The organism is Labrenzia sp. THAF35, assembly GCF_009363595.1.
In the GTDB taxonomy this organism is placed as follows: Bacteria; Pseudomonadota; Alphaproteobacteria; order Rhizobiales; family Stappiaceae; genus Roseibium; species Roseibium algicola.
This window is the reverse complement of record NZ_CP045380.1, coordinates 5,960,794-5,974,833: the sequence shown is the minus strand read 5'-3', so window position 1 is coordinate 5,974,833 and position 14,040 is coordinate 5,960,794. Positions and strand designations below refer to the sequence as shown.

Annotated in this window: 14 protein-coding genes; 11 read left to right on the top strand and 3 right to left on the bottom strand. The window is 59.9% G+C overall.

Annotation, left to right across the window (positions count from 1 at the left end; translation table 11 throughout):
- Positions 1–29 precede the first annotated feature (29 nt).
- On the top strand, positions 30–1,079 hold the full coding sequence (locus FIU93_RS27435) for an AbrB family transcriptional regulator (protein WP_152507339.1): 1,050 nt from the start codon (positions 30–32) through the stop codon (positions 1,077–1,079).
- 63 nt (positions 1,080–1,142) lie between these two features.
- Here FIU93_RS27435 and FIU93_RS27430 read toward each other — a convergent pair whose 3' ends face one another.
- Positions 1,143–2,465 carry an aminotransferase class I/II-fold pyridoxal phosphate-dependent enzyme gene (locus FIU93_RS27430; protein ID WP_152507338.1) on the bottom strand — a complete coding sequence of 441 codons (1,323 nt, stop codon included), beginning with the start codon at positions 2,463–2,465 and terminating at the stop codon, positions 1,143–1,145.
- A 101-nt stretch (positions 2,466–2,566) separates the two neighbouring features.
- Here FIU93_RS27430 and FIU93_RS27425 point away from each other — a divergent pair, with 101 nt between their 5' ends.
- A complete protein-coding gene (locus tag FIU93_RS27425) occupies positions 2,567–3,448 on the top strand; it encodes a LysR family transcriptional regulator (protein ID WP_152507337.1) in 882 nt (293 codons plus the stop codon).
- 23 nt (positions 3,449–3,471) lie between these two features.
- Here the strand turns inward: FIU93_RS27425 and FIU93_RS27420 are convergent, their stop codons facing one another.
- A complete protein-coding gene (locus FIU93_RS27420; protein ID WP_286202388.1) occupies positions 3,472–4,377 on the bottom strand; it encodes a DMT family transporter in 906 nt (301 codons plus the stop codon).
- Positions 4,378–4,770: 393 nt separating this feature from the next.
- Here FIU93_RS27420 and ccoN point away from each other — a divergent pair, with 393 nt between their 5' ends.
- From ccoN to FIU93_RS27375, 9 genes are all read left to right on the top strand, one after another.
- A complete protein-coding gene (gene ccoN, locus FIU93_RS27415) occupies positions 4,771–6,426 on the top strand; it encodes a cytochrome-c oxidase, cbb3-type subunit I (protein ID WP_152507336.1) in 1,656 nt (551 codons plus the stop codon).
- Positions 6,427–6,440: 14 nt separating this feature from the next.
- Positions 6,441–7,175: a cytochrome-c oxidase, cbb3-type subunit II gene (gene ccoO / locus FIU93_RS27410; RefSeq protein ID WP_077290595.1), complete on the top strand. Its 735-nt coding sequence runs from the start codon at positions 6,441–6,443 to the stop codon at positions 7,173–7,175.
- Positions 7,176–7,180: 5 nt separating this feature from the next.
- A complete protein-coding gene (locus FIU93_RS27405; protein ID WP_006933670.1) occupies positions 7,181–7,336 on the top strand; it encodes a cbb3-type cytochrome c oxidase subunit 3 in 156 nt (51 codons plus the stop codon).
- 3 nt (positions 7,337–7,339) lie between these two features.
- Positions 7,340–8,218 (top strand): cytochrome-c oxidase, cbb3-type subunit III, encoded by an 879-nt coding sequence (gene ccoP, locus FIU93_RS27400; RefSeq protein ID WP_152507335.1) that lies wholly within the window; start codon positions 7,340–7,342, stop codon positions 8,216–8,218.
- A gap of 171 nt (positions 8,219–8,389) precedes the next feature.
- The gene (gene ccoG, locus FIU93_RS27395; protein ID WP_075281454.1) at positions 8,390–9,853 is read left to right on the top strand and encodes a cytochrome c oxidase accessory protein CcoG; all 1,464 of its coding nucleotides are present in this window, start codon (positions 8,390–8,392) and stop codon (positions 9,851–9,853) included.
- Between the two features lie 10 nt (positions 9,854–9,863).
- The gene (locus tag FIU93_RS27390; protein WP_023001740.1) at positions 9,864–10,376 is read left to right on the top strand and encodes a FixH family protein; all 513 of its coding nucleotides are present in this window, start codon (positions 9,864–9,866) and stop codon (positions 10,374–10,376) included.
- A 10-nt stretch (positions 10,377–10,386) separates the two neighbouring features.
- On the top strand, positions 10,387–12,633 hold the full coding sequence (locus FIU93_RS27385; RefSeq protein WP_152507334.1) for a heavy metal translocating P-type ATPase: 2,247 nt from the start codon (positions 10,387–10,389) through the stop codon (positions 12,631–12,633).
- 7 nt (positions 12,634–12,640) lie between these two features.
- Positions 12,641–12,793 (top strand): cbb3-type cytochrome oxidase assembly protein CcoS, encoded by a 153-nt coding sequence (gene ccoS / locus FIU93_RS27380; protein ID WP_023001738.1) that lies wholly within the window; start codon positions 12,641–12,643, stop codon positions 12,791–12,793.
- Positions 12,794–12,865: 72 nt separating this feature from the next.
- Positions 12,866–13,537 carry a class I SAM-dependent methyltransferase gene (locus FIU93_RS27375; protein ID WP_152507333.1) on the top strand — a complete coding sequence of 224 codons (672 nt, stop codon included), beginning with the start codon at positions 12,866–12,868 and terminating at the stop codon, positions 13,535–13,537.
- Between the two features lie 30 nt (positions 13,538–13,567).
- On the opposite strand, the gene FIU93_RS27370 is transcribed toward FIU93_RS27375, so the two are convergent.
- Positions 13,568–13,768, bottom strand: coding sequence for a hypothetical protein (locus FIU93_RS27370; protein WP_023014640.1), 201 nt, complete (start codon positions 13,766–13,768; stop codon positions 13,568–13,570).
- Positions 13,769–14,040 lie beyond the last annotated feature (272 nt).

Below are 14,040 nucleotides of genomic sequence, written 5' to 3'. Positions count from 1 at the left end.
AGGAGCCATTCCAAGCTCAACGGTTCCCGATGCCTGCCAATTCGTTTCAATCTGCCGCCGGAAGACTTGCGGTCACACTTCTCATTGCCGCTGCCGGAGGAGCAACATTCAACCTGTTCGGGCTTCCCGCGGCCTGGCTGTCGGGCGCCATGGTCTTCGTTGCCATCGCAACGCTTGCGCAAGTGCCGACGCTCATGCCGGTCTCGCTGCGAGATGCGCTCTTCGTCATGATCGGCATCTCCATGGGGGCGGGTGTTCATCCCGATATCGTTGACCGGGTGGCGGAGTGGCCGGTGTCCATGGCCATGCTGATCGCTGTCATGGTGGCGGTCACGTTCGCGGGCTACGCGGTTCTGCACTACGGGGCAAAATGGTCCAGGGAAACGGCCTACTTCGGCGCCATTCCCGGCGCACTTTCCTATGTCATAGCCCTTGCCACCGAACGAGGGGCGGACCTTCCCCGCATCGCTTCCAGCCAGTCCTTGCGTCTGTTCGTTCTGGTGGCGGTGCTGCCTTTCGCCGTTGTGTCCTCAGCAGAACCGGCGGGCGGTGGCAGCGGCACGATTTATGTCTCCGGTCTCAAGGACTTCCTGATCGGGATACCGCTCTGCCTCGCGGCAAGCTGGCTTGCCATCAAGGCCAGAGTTCCGGGGGGCGGTCTGACGGGTGCGTTTTTCATGAGTGCCGGCCTCAATGCATCCGGTCTCTTGGTCCTTGTCCTGCCGGGCTACATCGTGCTGCCGTGTTTTGTCATGATGGGCGCTCACATCGGTTGCCGCTTTGCGTCCATGACACTGCGTCAGTTTCTCAGCGTGCTCGGCGCATCCATGGCCGCCTTTGCGGCGGCGTTCCTGACCTCGCTTGCCGGGGCGTGGATCGTTGCCGAACTGGTGGACATTCCCTTTGGCCAGGCCCTGCTTGCCTATGCGCCGGGCGGACTTGAGGTGATGACGCTGCTCGCATTCATGCTGGATCTCGACCCCGCCTTTGTGGCTGCGCACCAGATCGCTCGCTTTACCGGAATGGTGCTGCTGCTGCCTTTCATCACCGGACTTGTTCTGGGGCGTCGAAGCAACTGATCCTGCTTGGCGGTCCTGAGTGCGGAACAAAGAACCGCCGATCTGCAGGTTGAGTGACGCTTCTCAAGGGTGGATGAAGTGGAGCGTGTTGAAACTCCGGCGCCATTTGGCGACGCGTCCTGCCATCGCTGCCGGATCGTTCGATCGTAGCGCTTCGGCTATCAGTTTGGCCAGCTCTGGCATGTCAACTGTCGTCATGCCCCAGCGGACCAGTTCCGGTGTTCCGAACCTCAGGCCGTTCATGTCACCGGCGACGGGCGCTATCGGCAGTCCGATTCCGCACGCCAGAAACCCTGCCTGGCGAAGCTTCTTCGAAGCTGCCTGACCGCCGCCGAAGGCTGCCGCTTCCAAGGCAAACTGATGTGAAGCGGTTGTCCCATTGGCGGTAGAGAACACCGGCATTCCCTCTGCTTCGAGAGCAGCGGCGAGCGCACCGGCGCTGGCGGCCATTTCTGCAGCGTAGGCCTTGCCGAAATCGCGCCAATCCAGAAGGGTGATGGCGAGCGCGGCAGACTTTGCAACGTCAAAGTTGGCTGTCAGCCCCGGAAAGGCAATCTTGTCGAGCTTGCGGGCAAGATCCTGGTCATTGCTGACGATCAGCCCGCCAGCGGGACCACCCAGGCTCTTGTAGGTGCTCATGGTCATGAGATGTGCGCCTTCCGACAGCGGGTCGGAAAAGACGCCACCGGCAATCATGCCGCACTGATGGGCTGCATCGAACAGAACAAAGGCGCCGACTTCATCGGCGATGGCCCGAATTTCTTTCACCGGGTGCGGGAACAGGTTGAGGCTCATGCCGATGGTAATCAGCTTCGGCCGAACCTTCAGGGCCAGGGCGCGCAGACCTTCCAGATCGATTGTGTAGCCGTCGGCATCAACGGGTGCTTCGTGGATATCCAGGCCATAAAGACCGGCACAGCCCGGCGCATGGTGAGTGACGTGGCCACCGACGGACGCAGGCGGTGCGATGATGGCGTCGCCCGGCTTTGTGGTTGCCATGAATGCATAAAGATTTGCCAGCGCGCCCGAGGCGACCCGGATTTCCGCATAAGCCGACTGGAAAATCTCGCAGGCAAGGTTCGCTGCGATCACCTCGATTTCCTCGATGGCTTCGAGGCCCATCTCATATTTGTCACCCGGGTAGCCGAGCGAGGGACGGGACCCCATGCCGCTTGCCAGCAAGGCTTCTGCGCGCGGGTTCATCACGTTGGTCGCGGGGTTGAGATTGAAGCAGTCTTTCTCGTGGATGGACCTGTTGGCCTCGGCCAGCGCTTCGATGCGCGCGGCAATTGCTTCGGATCCGAGAGGCGAAGTTGCCTGGGTGATCTCGTCGATACGGGTGGCAGCCACAGCGGGGAGCCAGGGGCATTTGTCTTGCGCGGTCATGTCGGAACTCCGGTTCTATTTGGACAAAGTGTCCATCTCCGCTTGTGTTCGCGCAAATCAGATTTTAGAAATTCAAGGGCTAGAAAAAATAGGCCTTACAGATGTCGGTAGCTCCTCCCGTCCCCAGACTGCCTTCGCTAAACGCACTGAGAGCGTTCGAAGCGTCCGCGCGCCTCGGTGGGTTTGCACAGGCCGCGGCGGAACTGCAGGTTACACCCGGAGCCGTGGCAGCGCAGATCAAGGCGCTGGAGCAGGAGGTCGGGGCGGCCCTGTTCGTGCGGCATGCCAAGGGGGTCCGCCTGACGGCCGCTGGTCAGCGGGCACTGCCGGGTTTTGTCGCCGCATTCGACCAGCTTGGAACTGCGGTGCGCGACCTGAGGCGTGACGCGGCACCCGGCAGGATACACATCGCAGCCCTGCCGGCGCTGGCGCAGCTTTGGCTGGCCCCCAGACTGCCGCAGCTACGCGAGAAGTTGCCGGAGATCGACATTTCGGTCACAGCCCTTGAAACACCGCCGAACCTGAAGCGGGTGCCATTCGATCTCTGCCTGTTCTACTGCGACAGCCTTCCGGACAACGGGATCGCGTTTTCGGGAGACGAATTGCTGCCGGTCTGCACACCGGCGCTTGCAAAGGCGCTCAAGCAGCCTGGTGATCTGAAAGAGGCGGTTTGTCTGACGGACACGGCCTGGGCAGACGATTGGCGGATATGGGCGGATGAAGCTATGCCGGGCGAGGGGTTTGCGCCACGCGGACCTGTCTTCTCGCTTTATGCTCTCGCGGTCGAAGAAGCACTGAACGGCGCAGGCGTACTGATGGCGCATCGCTCACTTGTCGCAGATCAGCTTGCCGCCGGCACCCTGGTGGCGCCTCTTGCAGCAGTTGTCCCGCTACAGCGTCAGATCTGCCTGTGGACCCTTCCGGCAAGCCGGGGCAAAGGTGCGGCCGGTCAGGTGCTGCAGGCCTTGCGTCAGATGGGCTAGGTGCCTGAAAGGCTGTTCCCGTTTCAAGTGCGCCGGGTCTTCGCCTTGTTGCCGCGCCACAGGATGAAGAGTCCCGATCCGACGATGACGGTGCAGCCGACCAGCATCTGTGCGTCGATCCGCTCGTTGAACCAGACGGCGCCGAGCAGGACGCCGAACAGCAGCCGCGAATAGCGGAACGGTGTGACGGTGGCGATTTCTCCGGTGCGCATGGCCTTCATCAGGGCGCTATAGGCAAAGACACCACAGAAGACTGCGGTTCCGAGGGCGAGAAGGGCGGTTGTGTCAGGCACCACGAAGGCGGACCTGTCCCAAAGACCATAGATAAGACCGGCGATTATGATCGTCAGGAAACCGTAGAACCCGAGGATATTGGTGCTGAGGGTTGCCGGAGCAGCGCGGCTGGCAAGGTCGCGGCCGGAGAAGCCAAGCATGCCGATGACGGCCAGGATCGATAGCAAAGAAAAGCTGTCGCTGGTCGGTCGGAGCACGATCAGGACGCCCACAAGGCCGATAAAGATTGCTGTCCACCTGCGCCAGCCGACCTTTTCGCCAAAGAACAGGGAAGCGCCCAGCACAACGAATATCGGTGTTGCCTGGAGAATGGCAGTGGTCGAGGAGAGCGGCGTCAGGGCCAACGCCAGAACATAGAACAACCGGCCGACCAGTTCGAAAGCGAAGCGAACTCGCATGACAGGCGAGAAAACGTCCCGGTTGAGAACTTTTTCGCCCGTGACAGTGGCAAGGCCGAAGAAGGCAATGGTTCCGCCGACGCCGAACAGCACCAGGATTTCCGCCACGGGCAACTGTGCCGCAGCCTGCTTCACGAAGGCATCTTCCAATGCGAAGGCGGCCATCGCAGCCACCATCCAGAGGCTGCCGATGATATTGGGATGGAGGCTTGCGCCATTTTGAGATGCAGCGTTCAAGGGAGGGGTCCCGTGTCGAGGTGGAAGGTCGTCAGCGGCAGATCAGGGGCCATCGGACGCGCCAGAAAGCAACGCCTTTCAGCGGAGGGAAGAACGGCGTAACACGTTTCCCGGTCCTTGGCTTCGGAAAACCGCAAGGCCGGCGGATGAGCAAGGGTGCCAGGACACTGCCGCAAACCGGCCTACGTCCTTCAGGCGGCCGTCACATCCCTTTCACGGCGTGCCTTCATCTTGCCCGCGACAATTTACGCAATGCAATCTGACCTTTGGAGGCTGTTCCGACATCGCCAATTGCTGGCATGTTGATATGAATCAACGCGGCATTTTCAGAGTCGTGTGCATGGTCGTGCCATCGTTGGCACCTTGTAACGATTTCAAGACTGGGGCGCTAAAATGGCACAAAACAAGGCCAAAATGATCTCGCTCGAGGAAGGCGGCTTCGCCATCTTCCTTGTGCTGCTTGCGTTTGCCTGCATCATCGTGGCAGGCAAGACATTCGATCAGGTCATGGCATTCCACGCTGGCATAGGCGCATTGTTCGCCGCCGTCAGCGTGTTTCTGATTTTCAAGAACTACTTCGATGACGGCGGGGAAGTGATTCCGGCCGAAATCGACGGCAAACCAAACTACAACGTCGGACCGATCAAATTCGGTGCGGTCGCGGCAATGTTCTGGGGCATTGCCGGTTTCACGGTCGGTTTGATCATCGCTCTTCAGCTGGCCTGGCCTGCGCTGAACTTTGATTTGCCGTGGACCAATTTCGGGCGCCTGCGCCCGCTGCACACCTCCGCGGTGATTTTCGCCTTCGGCGGCAACGTGCTGCTGGCAACGTCCATGTATGTTGTCCAGCGTACCTGCCGCGTGCGCATGCCCGGCAAGATCCTGCCCTGGTTCGTGATCCTGGGTTACAACGCCTTCATCGTGATCGCGGGAACGGGCTATCTGCTCGGCGCGACACAGAGCAAGGAATATGCCGAGCCGGAATGGTATGCCGACCTGTGGCTGACCATCGTCTGGGTGGCCTACCTGCTGCTGTTCCTGGGCACGCTCTGGAAGCGCAAGGAACCGCATATCTACGTGGCCAACTGGTTTTATCTGGCGTTCATCGTCACGATTGCCATGCTGCACATCACCAACAACCTGACCATTCCGGTCTCGATCTACTCGACCAAATCCTACATCGTCTGGTCGGGCGTTCAGGACGCCATGGTGCAGTGGTGGTACGGCCATAACGCGGTGGGCTTCTTCCTGACCGCCGGCTTCCTTGCCATCATGTACTACTTCATCCCGAAGCGCGCGGAGCGGCCGGTCTATTCCTACCGTCTTTCCATCGTGCACTTCTGGGCGCTGATCTTCATCTACATCTGGGCAGGTCCGCACCACCTTCACTACACGGCTCTGCCGCAGTGGGCGTCTACGCTGGGTGCAACCTTCTCCATCATCCTGTGGATGCCGTCCTGGGGTGGCATGATCAACGGCCTGATGACGCTTTCGGGTGCATGGGACAAGCTGCGGACCGACCCGGTTCTGCGCATGATGGTGGTTTCGGTCGCCTTCTACGGCATGTCCACCTTTGAAGGTCCGCTGATGTCGCTGCGCTCGGTCAACTCCCTGTCGCACTACACCGACTGGACCATCGGTCACGTGCACTCCGGTGCCCTGGGCTGGGTTGGCTACATCTCGTTCGGCGCGATCTACTGCCTGATCCCGTGGCTCTGGAACAAGCGTCAGCTGTATTCGCTGAAGCTCGTGAACCTGCACTTCTGGCTGTCCACGATCGGTATCGTTCTCTACATCACCGCGATGTGGGTGTCCGGTATCATGCAGGGCCTGATGTGGCGCGCCTACGACCAGCTCGGCTTCCTGGAGTACTCCTTCGTGGAAACCGTCGAGGCGATGCATCCCTTCTACATCATCCGTGCTCTTGGCGGTGCGCTCTTCGTGCTCGGCGCCGTGATCATGGCCTACAATCTCTGGATGACCGTCCGTCACGGCGAGGCTGAAGAAGCCGATGCCACGCCGGCTGGCTCCCTGGCTCCGGCCGAATAAGGGAGGGACAGACTATGTCTGCATGGAAAAAACACGAAGTCTTTGAAAAGAACTCCTTCGTTCTCTTGATCGGCATTCTGGTCATGGTCGCCATCGGCGGCCTGGTCGAGATCGCTCCGCTCTTCTATCTGAAGAGCACGATCGAAAAGACCGAAGGCGTGCGGCCCTATACGCCGCTCGAACTGGCCGGACGCAATATCTACATCCGCGAAGGCTGCTATCTGTGCCACTCGCAGATGGTGCGTCCGATGCGCGATGAAATGGAACGCTACGGTCATTTCTCGCTGGCTGCGGAATCGATGTACGACCATCCGTTCCAGTGGGGGTCCAAGCGTACCGGTCCGGATCTGGCCCGCGTCGGTGGCAAATACTCCGACGACTGGCATGTGGAGCACCTGAAGGACCCACGCTCGCTGGTTCCAGCGTCCATCATGCCCGGCTATCCGTTCCTGGCTGAAAACCGCCTCAACACCCGGGACATCGAGTCTCACCTGACGGTCAACACCGTGATCGGCGTGCCCTATACCGAAGAGCAGATCGCAAATGCCGCATCTGACATCCTCGGTCAGGCGAGACCGGATACGGAAGCGGCCGATGGCTTCGAGGAACGCTGGCCGAATGCCACGATCCGCGATTTCGACGGCAACCCGAGGGAAGTGACCGAGATGGACGCGCTTGTCGCCTATCTCCAGGTTCTGGGGACCATGGTCGATTTCTCGATCTATGACGACAAGGCAAACGCGAGGTAAGGGCGATGAACGAGACATACTCAGCATTCGCAGGCTTCGCACAAACCTGGGGCCTACTCTACTTCATGATCCTGTTTGGCGTCGTTCTGGCCTACGCATTGTGGCCGAAGAACCGGAAAAAGTTCGACGACGCTGCTCAAATCCCGTTTCGGGAGGACTGATCCATGGCAGACACACATAACAAGGAAGTCGACCAGATCTCCGGGGTCGAAACCACCGGCCACGAATGGGACGGTCTGAAAGAACTGAACAATCCTCTGCCGAAATGGTGGCTGTATCTGTTCTACGCCTGCATTGTCTGGGCGGTGATCTACTGGGTTCTCTACCCGTCCTGGCCGCTGGTCTCCAGCTACACCACCGGTGTACTGGGTGCCAACCAGCGGACCGAGGCGATCGCAGCCTACGACAAGGGGATCTCCGACCGGTCGGTCTTTGCCGACAAGATCGTGGCAGCCTCGCTTGAGGACATCTCCACTGATCAGGAGCTGCTGCAATTTGCCCGGGCCAACGGCCAGGCAGCTTTCGGTGACAACTGTGCACCGTGCCACGGTTCCGGCGGCACGGGTGCGGAAGGTTATCCGAACCTGCAGGACGACACCTGGATCTGGGGTGGCACGCTGGATGACATCCACACCACGCTGGAATTCGGTATCAGGTCCGGCCATGACGAAGCACGCATCGGCGAAATGCCAGCCTTCGGCCGTGATGAGCTGTTGAGCCGCGAGGAGATCAATCAGGTTGCCAACTTCGTCGCATCCCGCGCGGGACTTGAGACCGACGAAGGCATCGATCTGGCAGCGGGGCAGACCGTCTATGACGACAACTGCGCAGCCTGCCACGGCGAAGACCTGAAGGGCATTCAGGATGTCGGTGCGCCGAGCCTGCTGTCTGCCAATTACCTCTATGGCAAGTCGCTGGACGCCATCAAGGCGCAGATCAACAATCCGCGCAACGGCGTGATGCCGGCCTGGGTCGATCGTCTCGATCCGGCGACCATCAAGTCGCTGACGGTCTACGTCCACTCCTTCGGGGGCGGGCAGTAATTCCTGCGGATCTGGTGCGACAAATGCGCCAGATAGCCTGAACGATTTGATCCGGCGCAAAGTGTGACGCTTTGCGCCGGTTTATTTTGAGCACTCGCTGCTAATGGTGGGTGGCGAATGATTTTCCAAAGATCCTATTGGGGCAGGATCGCGTTGAAGAGGACGGACGGTATGTCTACGGACACCGAGACGCATGAGGGCGCGCAATCCGATGAATGGTTTGCATCAGCCAAAAAGATCTATCCCATGGCGACGCACGGCCTGTTCCGCAGGATCAAGTGGGCGCTGCTTTTCATCACGTTGGGCATCTATTATTTCCTGCCTTTCATCCGGTATGACCGCGGTCCGGATGCTCCAAGCCAGGCTGTTCTTGTCGATATGGAAGGCAGCAGGGCCTATTTCTTTTTCATCGAGATCTGGCCGCAGGAAGTTTACTACCTCACCGGTCTCCTGATTCTTGCAGCGCTGGTACTGTTCCTGATGAACGCGGTCGCAGGACGCGTCTGGTGCGGCTATCTGTGCCCGCAGACGGTCTGGACGGACCTGTTCCTCTGGGTCGAGCGCAAGGTGGAAGGCGACCGGCGCGAGCGCATCGTGCTGGACAAGGACCCCTGGACCTTCGACAAGGTCCGCAAGCGCGTGACAAAGCATTTCCTGTGGCTGATGATCGCCTGGTGGACGGGCGGTGCGTGGGTGCTTTACTTCAACGACGCACCGACCCTGGTATGGGAACTCCTGACCTTCCAGGCACCGATGATTGCCTATGTCTGGATCGCCATCCTGACCACGACGACCTATCTCCTGGCAGGCTTCATGCGGGAGCAGGTGTGCATCTACATGTGCCCATGGCCGCGCATCCAGGCCGCCATGACCGACGAGAAGGCCCTCAACGTCACCTATCGCTGGGACAGGGGCGAGCCGCGCGGTTCCCTGAAGCAAAACAAGAAACTTGCCGACCAGGGCATGCCTGCTGGCGATTGCGTGGACTGCTACCAGTGCTTTCAGGTCTGCCCGACCGGTGTCGACATCCGCAAGGGCATGCAGCTCGACTGCATCCAGTGCGGCCTGTGTATCGATGCCTGCGACAACGTCATGGAAAAGATCGGCAAGCCGAAGGGACTGATCGGCTACGATACGGACGAAAACATCCAGCGCCGCCTGGAAGGCAAGGAATCGGTCTACGAGATCGTCCGCGTCCGAACGGTCATTTATGTCGGCATCATCGCCGTGGTCTGCGGCATCATGCTGTTCGCACTGCTCAATCGTGATTTCGCCGATATCAGCGTTCTGCATGACAGGAACCCGGTGTTCGTCGAGCAGTCTGACGGGTCCGTGCGCAACGGCTATACCGTGCGTCTGTCGAACAAACGCCGCCACGAGCGCCATTTCATGCTGCATGTGGAAGGCATGCCGGCCAACACGATGGTGGAAGCTGTTGGTACCGAGGACACCTTCGCCGGCCGTCCGATCATCTCTGTCGGTCCCGACACGACTCGGGAAGTCCGTATTCTCGTGACTTCGCCGCCCTGGGCAAAGATGCCACATTCGACGCCGGTTACCTTCCGGATCACCGAAAGCGTCATGGGCGAAGTGGTCACAGCCAAAGACACGTTCAAGGCACCGGAAAAACCTTGAGGAGCAAAGAATGACGATGGTTCAATCGAACATGAAAGATCCCAAGGCGATCACCGGAAAGACGGTCCTGGTCTGGCTTCTTGCCTTCTTTGGCGTGATCTTTACCGCCAACGCGGTGTTCATCTATCTCGCGCTCGGGTCTTTCCCGGGCGTGGTGGTGGAAAGTTCCTATGAAGCCGGACAGGCCTACAACCAGGAAATCGCGGCCGCCAAGGCTCAGGCAGACCTGAACTGGCAGGTCTCGACCGAATTTACCCGCACCAGCAGTGCGGATGGCAAGCTGGTCGTCACGGCCAACGACGCGCAGGGAACGCCGCTTTACGGGGTGGTCCTTCATGCCCTTTTGCGCAATCCGGTTCATGACGACGCCGACGTGAAGGTCGATTTCACGGCTGACGGCGGTGGGCGCTATGTCGGCACAGTCGAGAACCTTGCCGACGGCAACTGGACACTCATCCTGGAAATCGAACAGGATGGCGAACGGAAATTCCGGTCCGAGAACCGGATCTTCGTCAAGAACTGAGGCACGTACCGTGACGGTCCATCAGCGTGATTGGCAGGCATTCGTGACGCCGGGCGAAGACGGTGCGGTCCACATGGACCTTGCCGTCGACGGCATCACCTGCGCTGCCTGCATGGGAGACATCGAGCGAGGTCTGAAACGGCTTCCGGGCATCCGGACGGCACGCGTCAACCTGACCAGTCAGCGGCTCGCCGTCGACTGGTCGGAAGACCAGACCGGGGCTGACGAGATCGTCGCCGAACTGGAGCGTCTCGGATACAAGGCCCACCCGTTTGATCCGGCAAGCCAGAAGGAGCGTCAGGACAAGACCGGCAAACAATTGCTGCGCTGCCTGGCGGTTTCCGGCTTTGCCGGTATGAACATCATGCTGCTGTCCGTTTCCGTGTGGTCGGGCAATGCCACGGACATCACCCCGGAAACCCGGGATTTCTTCCACTGGCTGTCTGCGCTGATTGCCTTGCCGACGGTTGTCTACTCCGGACGGCCGTTCTTTCGCAGCGCCTTCAACGCCCTGGCTGCCGGCCGGTTGAACATGGATGTGCCGATCGTGATCGGCGTGACACTGGCGGTCGCCCTGTCGGTCGTCCAGACCATCCAGCACCAGCATCATGCCTATTTCGAATCCGCCGTCATGTTGCTGTTCTTCCTGCTGGTCGGGCGGTATCTCGACCACAACATGCGGGGGCGGACGCGATCCTTTGCAGAGAACATCGCCGCGCTGAAGGCGGAAGTTGCCGCGCTGATCCATCCCGACGGTGCTGTCCGCGAAGTTCCGCTTTCAAAAATCGCCGCAGGCGACCTGGTTCTGGTATCGGGCGGCGAGCGGGTGCCGGTGGATGGTGTGGTTGAAACCGGTGTTTCCGAGATCGACCAGAGCCTCGTGACCGGTGAAAGCGTGCTGGTGCCGGTTGCGGCCGGTCAGCGGGTCTACGCCGGTACCTTAAACGGAGCGGGGGTGTTGCAGGTCCGGGTTCAGGCTGCTTCCGGCGCGACGTTGCTGGATGAGGTCAACCGCTTGCTCGAAGCGGCATCCCAGGCCAAATCCAAATACGTGCGCATTGCCGACCGAGCCGCCCGCCTTTATGCGCCCATGGTGCATGGCGCGGCTGCGCTGACATTTCTTGGCTGGTTGCTGGCCGGGCTCGACTGGCAGCCAGCCCTGATCATCGCCATTTCCGTCTTGATCATCACCTGTCCCTGCGCGCTCGGCTTGGCGGTTCCTGCTGTGCAGGTGGTGGCATCCGGGCAGCTCTTCCGGTGTGGAATCCTGCTCAATTCGGGCGATGCCATCGAACGATTGTCGGATATCGACACCATCCTGTTCGACAAGACCGGTACGCTGACGCTTACTGAGCCGGATCTGTGTAGCTCCATCGATCCAGATGACGAAACGCTTGCGCTGGCCGGACGCCTTGCCCTGGCAAGTCGGCATCCCTTGTCGGCAGCCCTGGTCAAGGCAACAGGAGCGTTGCAGCCTCTGCCGGATGTCAGCGAGACATCCGGGGCGGGTCTTGAAACCCTGGTTGCCGGACAGCGTCTGCGGCTTGGCAGCCCGCTGTTCTGCGAAGCAACCGACGAACAGGTCGAGGCAGCACTGCAGTCGAACCCGGGTGCCTCTCTGCTTGCTATCCGCTTTGGCGCGGATCCTGCCCGCCTGTTGGCCTTCCGGCAACGGCTGCGGCCGGATGCCAGGGCGGTGGTCGATCAGTTGAAATCAGCCGGCTACGCGCTTGAAATTGTCTCCGGGGATACGAAACCTGCTGTGGCCGATTGCGCGGCTGTGCTGGGTGTATCGGACTGGCGCTCAGGCATGAAGCCCGCCCAGAAAATTGCACGTCTCGAAGAACTCCAGGCCAGTGGCCGCAAGGTCCTGATGGTTGGCGATGGCCTGAATGATGCGCCGGCGCTGGCCGGGGCGCATGTCTCGCTGTCGCCTGTCTCGGCCGTGCATCTCAGTCAGGCCGCTGCAGACGCCGTTTTTCTCGGTGACAAATTGCAGCCGGTGGCCGATGCGCTCAGGCTGTCGAAACGTGCAAGGGCGGCAATCGAGCAGAACCTCTGGATTTCGGTCGTCTACAACATCATTGCCGTGCCCATTGCCGTGGCCGGTTTCGTCACACCTTTGATGGCGGCAGCAGCGATGTCCGCATCGTCGCTGGCAGTTACCGCAAACGCGCTCAAGCTGCGCTGGGGAGAGGGCGGCAGGAACGCAGGGGCGAACGCACCCGCAGTGCGACAGCAACAGGCTGCTGAATGAGATCGACATGGACGTTCTGATCTATCTGATACCGATTGCACTGCTCCTGGGAGCGCTGGGACTTGGGGCTTTCCTCTGGTCCTTGAAAAGCGGCCAGTATGACGATCTCGAAGGTGCCAAATGGCGCATCCTTGACGACGACGACCTGCCAGACAAGTAGTTGCCGGCAATCTTGACTTTGTGTTCCCGTGCGCCTAGCCCCATGCATTCCTTTAGGTAACTGGAGCTATGCATGGATTCGTTTCCGGACGCGCACAAACCGGGCTACGCCGTTTATTCCAGAACGTCGCTGGCCATCTACGATGCCCTGGTGCTGGGTTTGTCGAACCGCTGGATCTGGCGTTGTCCGAGCTCTCATCTGGTCGCGCTCTATGACCAGCATGTTTCCGCCAAGCACCTGGATATCGGCGTGGGCACCGGTTACTTCCTGGACAAGACCAGGTTTCCCGTTTCAGATCCAAGGGTGACGTTGCTCGACCCCAACCGGGAGTGCCTCGACAAGGCTGCCGCCAGGATTGCCCGCTTGAACCCCGTCACCGTTCAGGCAGATGCACTCGTGCCGTGGCCAAAAGACATCGGCAGTTTCAAGACCATCGGCCTCAACTACGTGCTTCATTGCCTTCCGGGCACCATGACTGAAAAGGCAGTGATCTTCGATCATGCGGTACCGCATCTCGAAGAAGGGGCAACGGTCTTTGGCTCCACCATCCTGCAAGGCGATGCGCCGCGGTCCGGTGCCGCCCGCAAGCTGATGCAGATCTATAACCGCAAGGGTGTCTTTTCGAACGAAGCCGACTCGCAGGACACTTTGCGAGCGGAACTTGAAAAACGCTTTGCCGAGGTGAAGATTGAAAGGATCGGGTGCGTGGCACTCTTCAGTGCCCGGAAGCCGCGCCTTGCCTGAGCCCTGCCGCGGCAAGGCACAACGGGCAGCTTAGGAGAGGACGTTGGACAGGGCCATGCCTGTGGCAAGCAGGACGAGCCCTATGCCGGCAAGCAGAAGGAGATTGTCTCTCAGTCTTGCATTTGTGCCGAGGTCGGACGGTTCATGCTCCATAGGGAGCGGATCGTCTTCCCCGAACGTTTCAGGATCCCGGGACATGGTTCTTACAATCGTTTGCAAAAGGCTGCTCATTCAGTTCGATTTCTTGCCTGAAAGATGGGGGCGTACAATTGAAAGTCCCGTTAATATCGAACCGGCCAAAAGATTAATTGAGCGCAATATTACCAATAGGTGAAATCCCTCAGTGTATTGCGAGTAATTTCTCAGCCTTTCCGAAACTATTCAAAGTCGATGCCGCGTCGGCGGATGTTTGTGGGCTCCTCGCAGCGAGAGACTAACTCATTGTTCAGACTTTCATGGCAAAGGTTAAGTCAAACAAGGAGGACTAGGTGAGCCTGGATCTT

Bases quoted from the DNA above. Each gene is read 5' to 3' on its own strand.
- FIU93_RS27435 (WP_152507339.1), top strand. From the start codon at position 30: ATGCCTGCCAATTCGTTTCAATCTGCCGCCGGAAGACTTGCGGTCACA.
- ccoG (WP_075281454.1), top strand. From the start codon at position 8,390: ATGTCTACGGACACCGAGACGCATGAGGGCGCGCAATCCGATGAATGG.
- FIU93_RS27425 (WP_152507337.1), top strand. From the start codon at position 2,567: ATGTCGGTAGCTCCTCCCGTCCCCAGACTGCCTTCGCTAAACGCACTG.
- ccoP (WP_152507335.1), top strand. From the start codon at position 7,340: ATGGCAGACACACATAACAAGGAAGTCGACCAGATCTCCGGGGTCGAA.
- FIU93_RS27405 (WP_006933670.1), top strand. From the start codon at position 7,181: ATGAACGAGACATACTCAGCATTCGCAGGCTTCGCACAAACCTGGGGC.
- FIU93_RS27430 (WP_152507338.1), bottom strand. From the start codon at position 2,465: ATGACCGCGCAAGACAAATGCCCCTGGCTCCCCGCTGTGGCTGCCACC.
- FIU93_RS27370 (WP_023014640.1), bottom strand. From the start codon at position 13,768: ATGAGCAGCCTTTTGCAAACGATTGTAAGAACCATGTCCCGGGATCCT.
- ccoO (WP_077290595.1), top strand. From the start codon at position 6,441: ATGTCTGCATGGAAAAAACACGAAGTCTTTGAAAAGAACTCCTTCGTT.
- FIU93_RS27390 (WP_023001740.1), top strand. From the start codon at position 9,864: ATGACGATGGTTCAATCGAACATGAAAGATCCCAAGGCGATCACCGGA.
- ccoN (WP_152507336.1), top strand. From the start codon at position 4,771: ATGGCACAAAACAAGGCCAAAATGATCTCGCTCGAGGAAGGCGGCTTC.
- ccoS (WP_023001738.1), top strand. From the start codon at position 12,641: ATGGACGTTCTGATCTATCTGATACCGATTGCACTGCTCCTGGGAGCG.
- FIU93_RS27375 (WP_152507333.1), top strand. From the start codon at position 12,866: ATGGATTCGTTTCCGGACGCGCACAAACCGGGCTACGCCGTTTATTCC.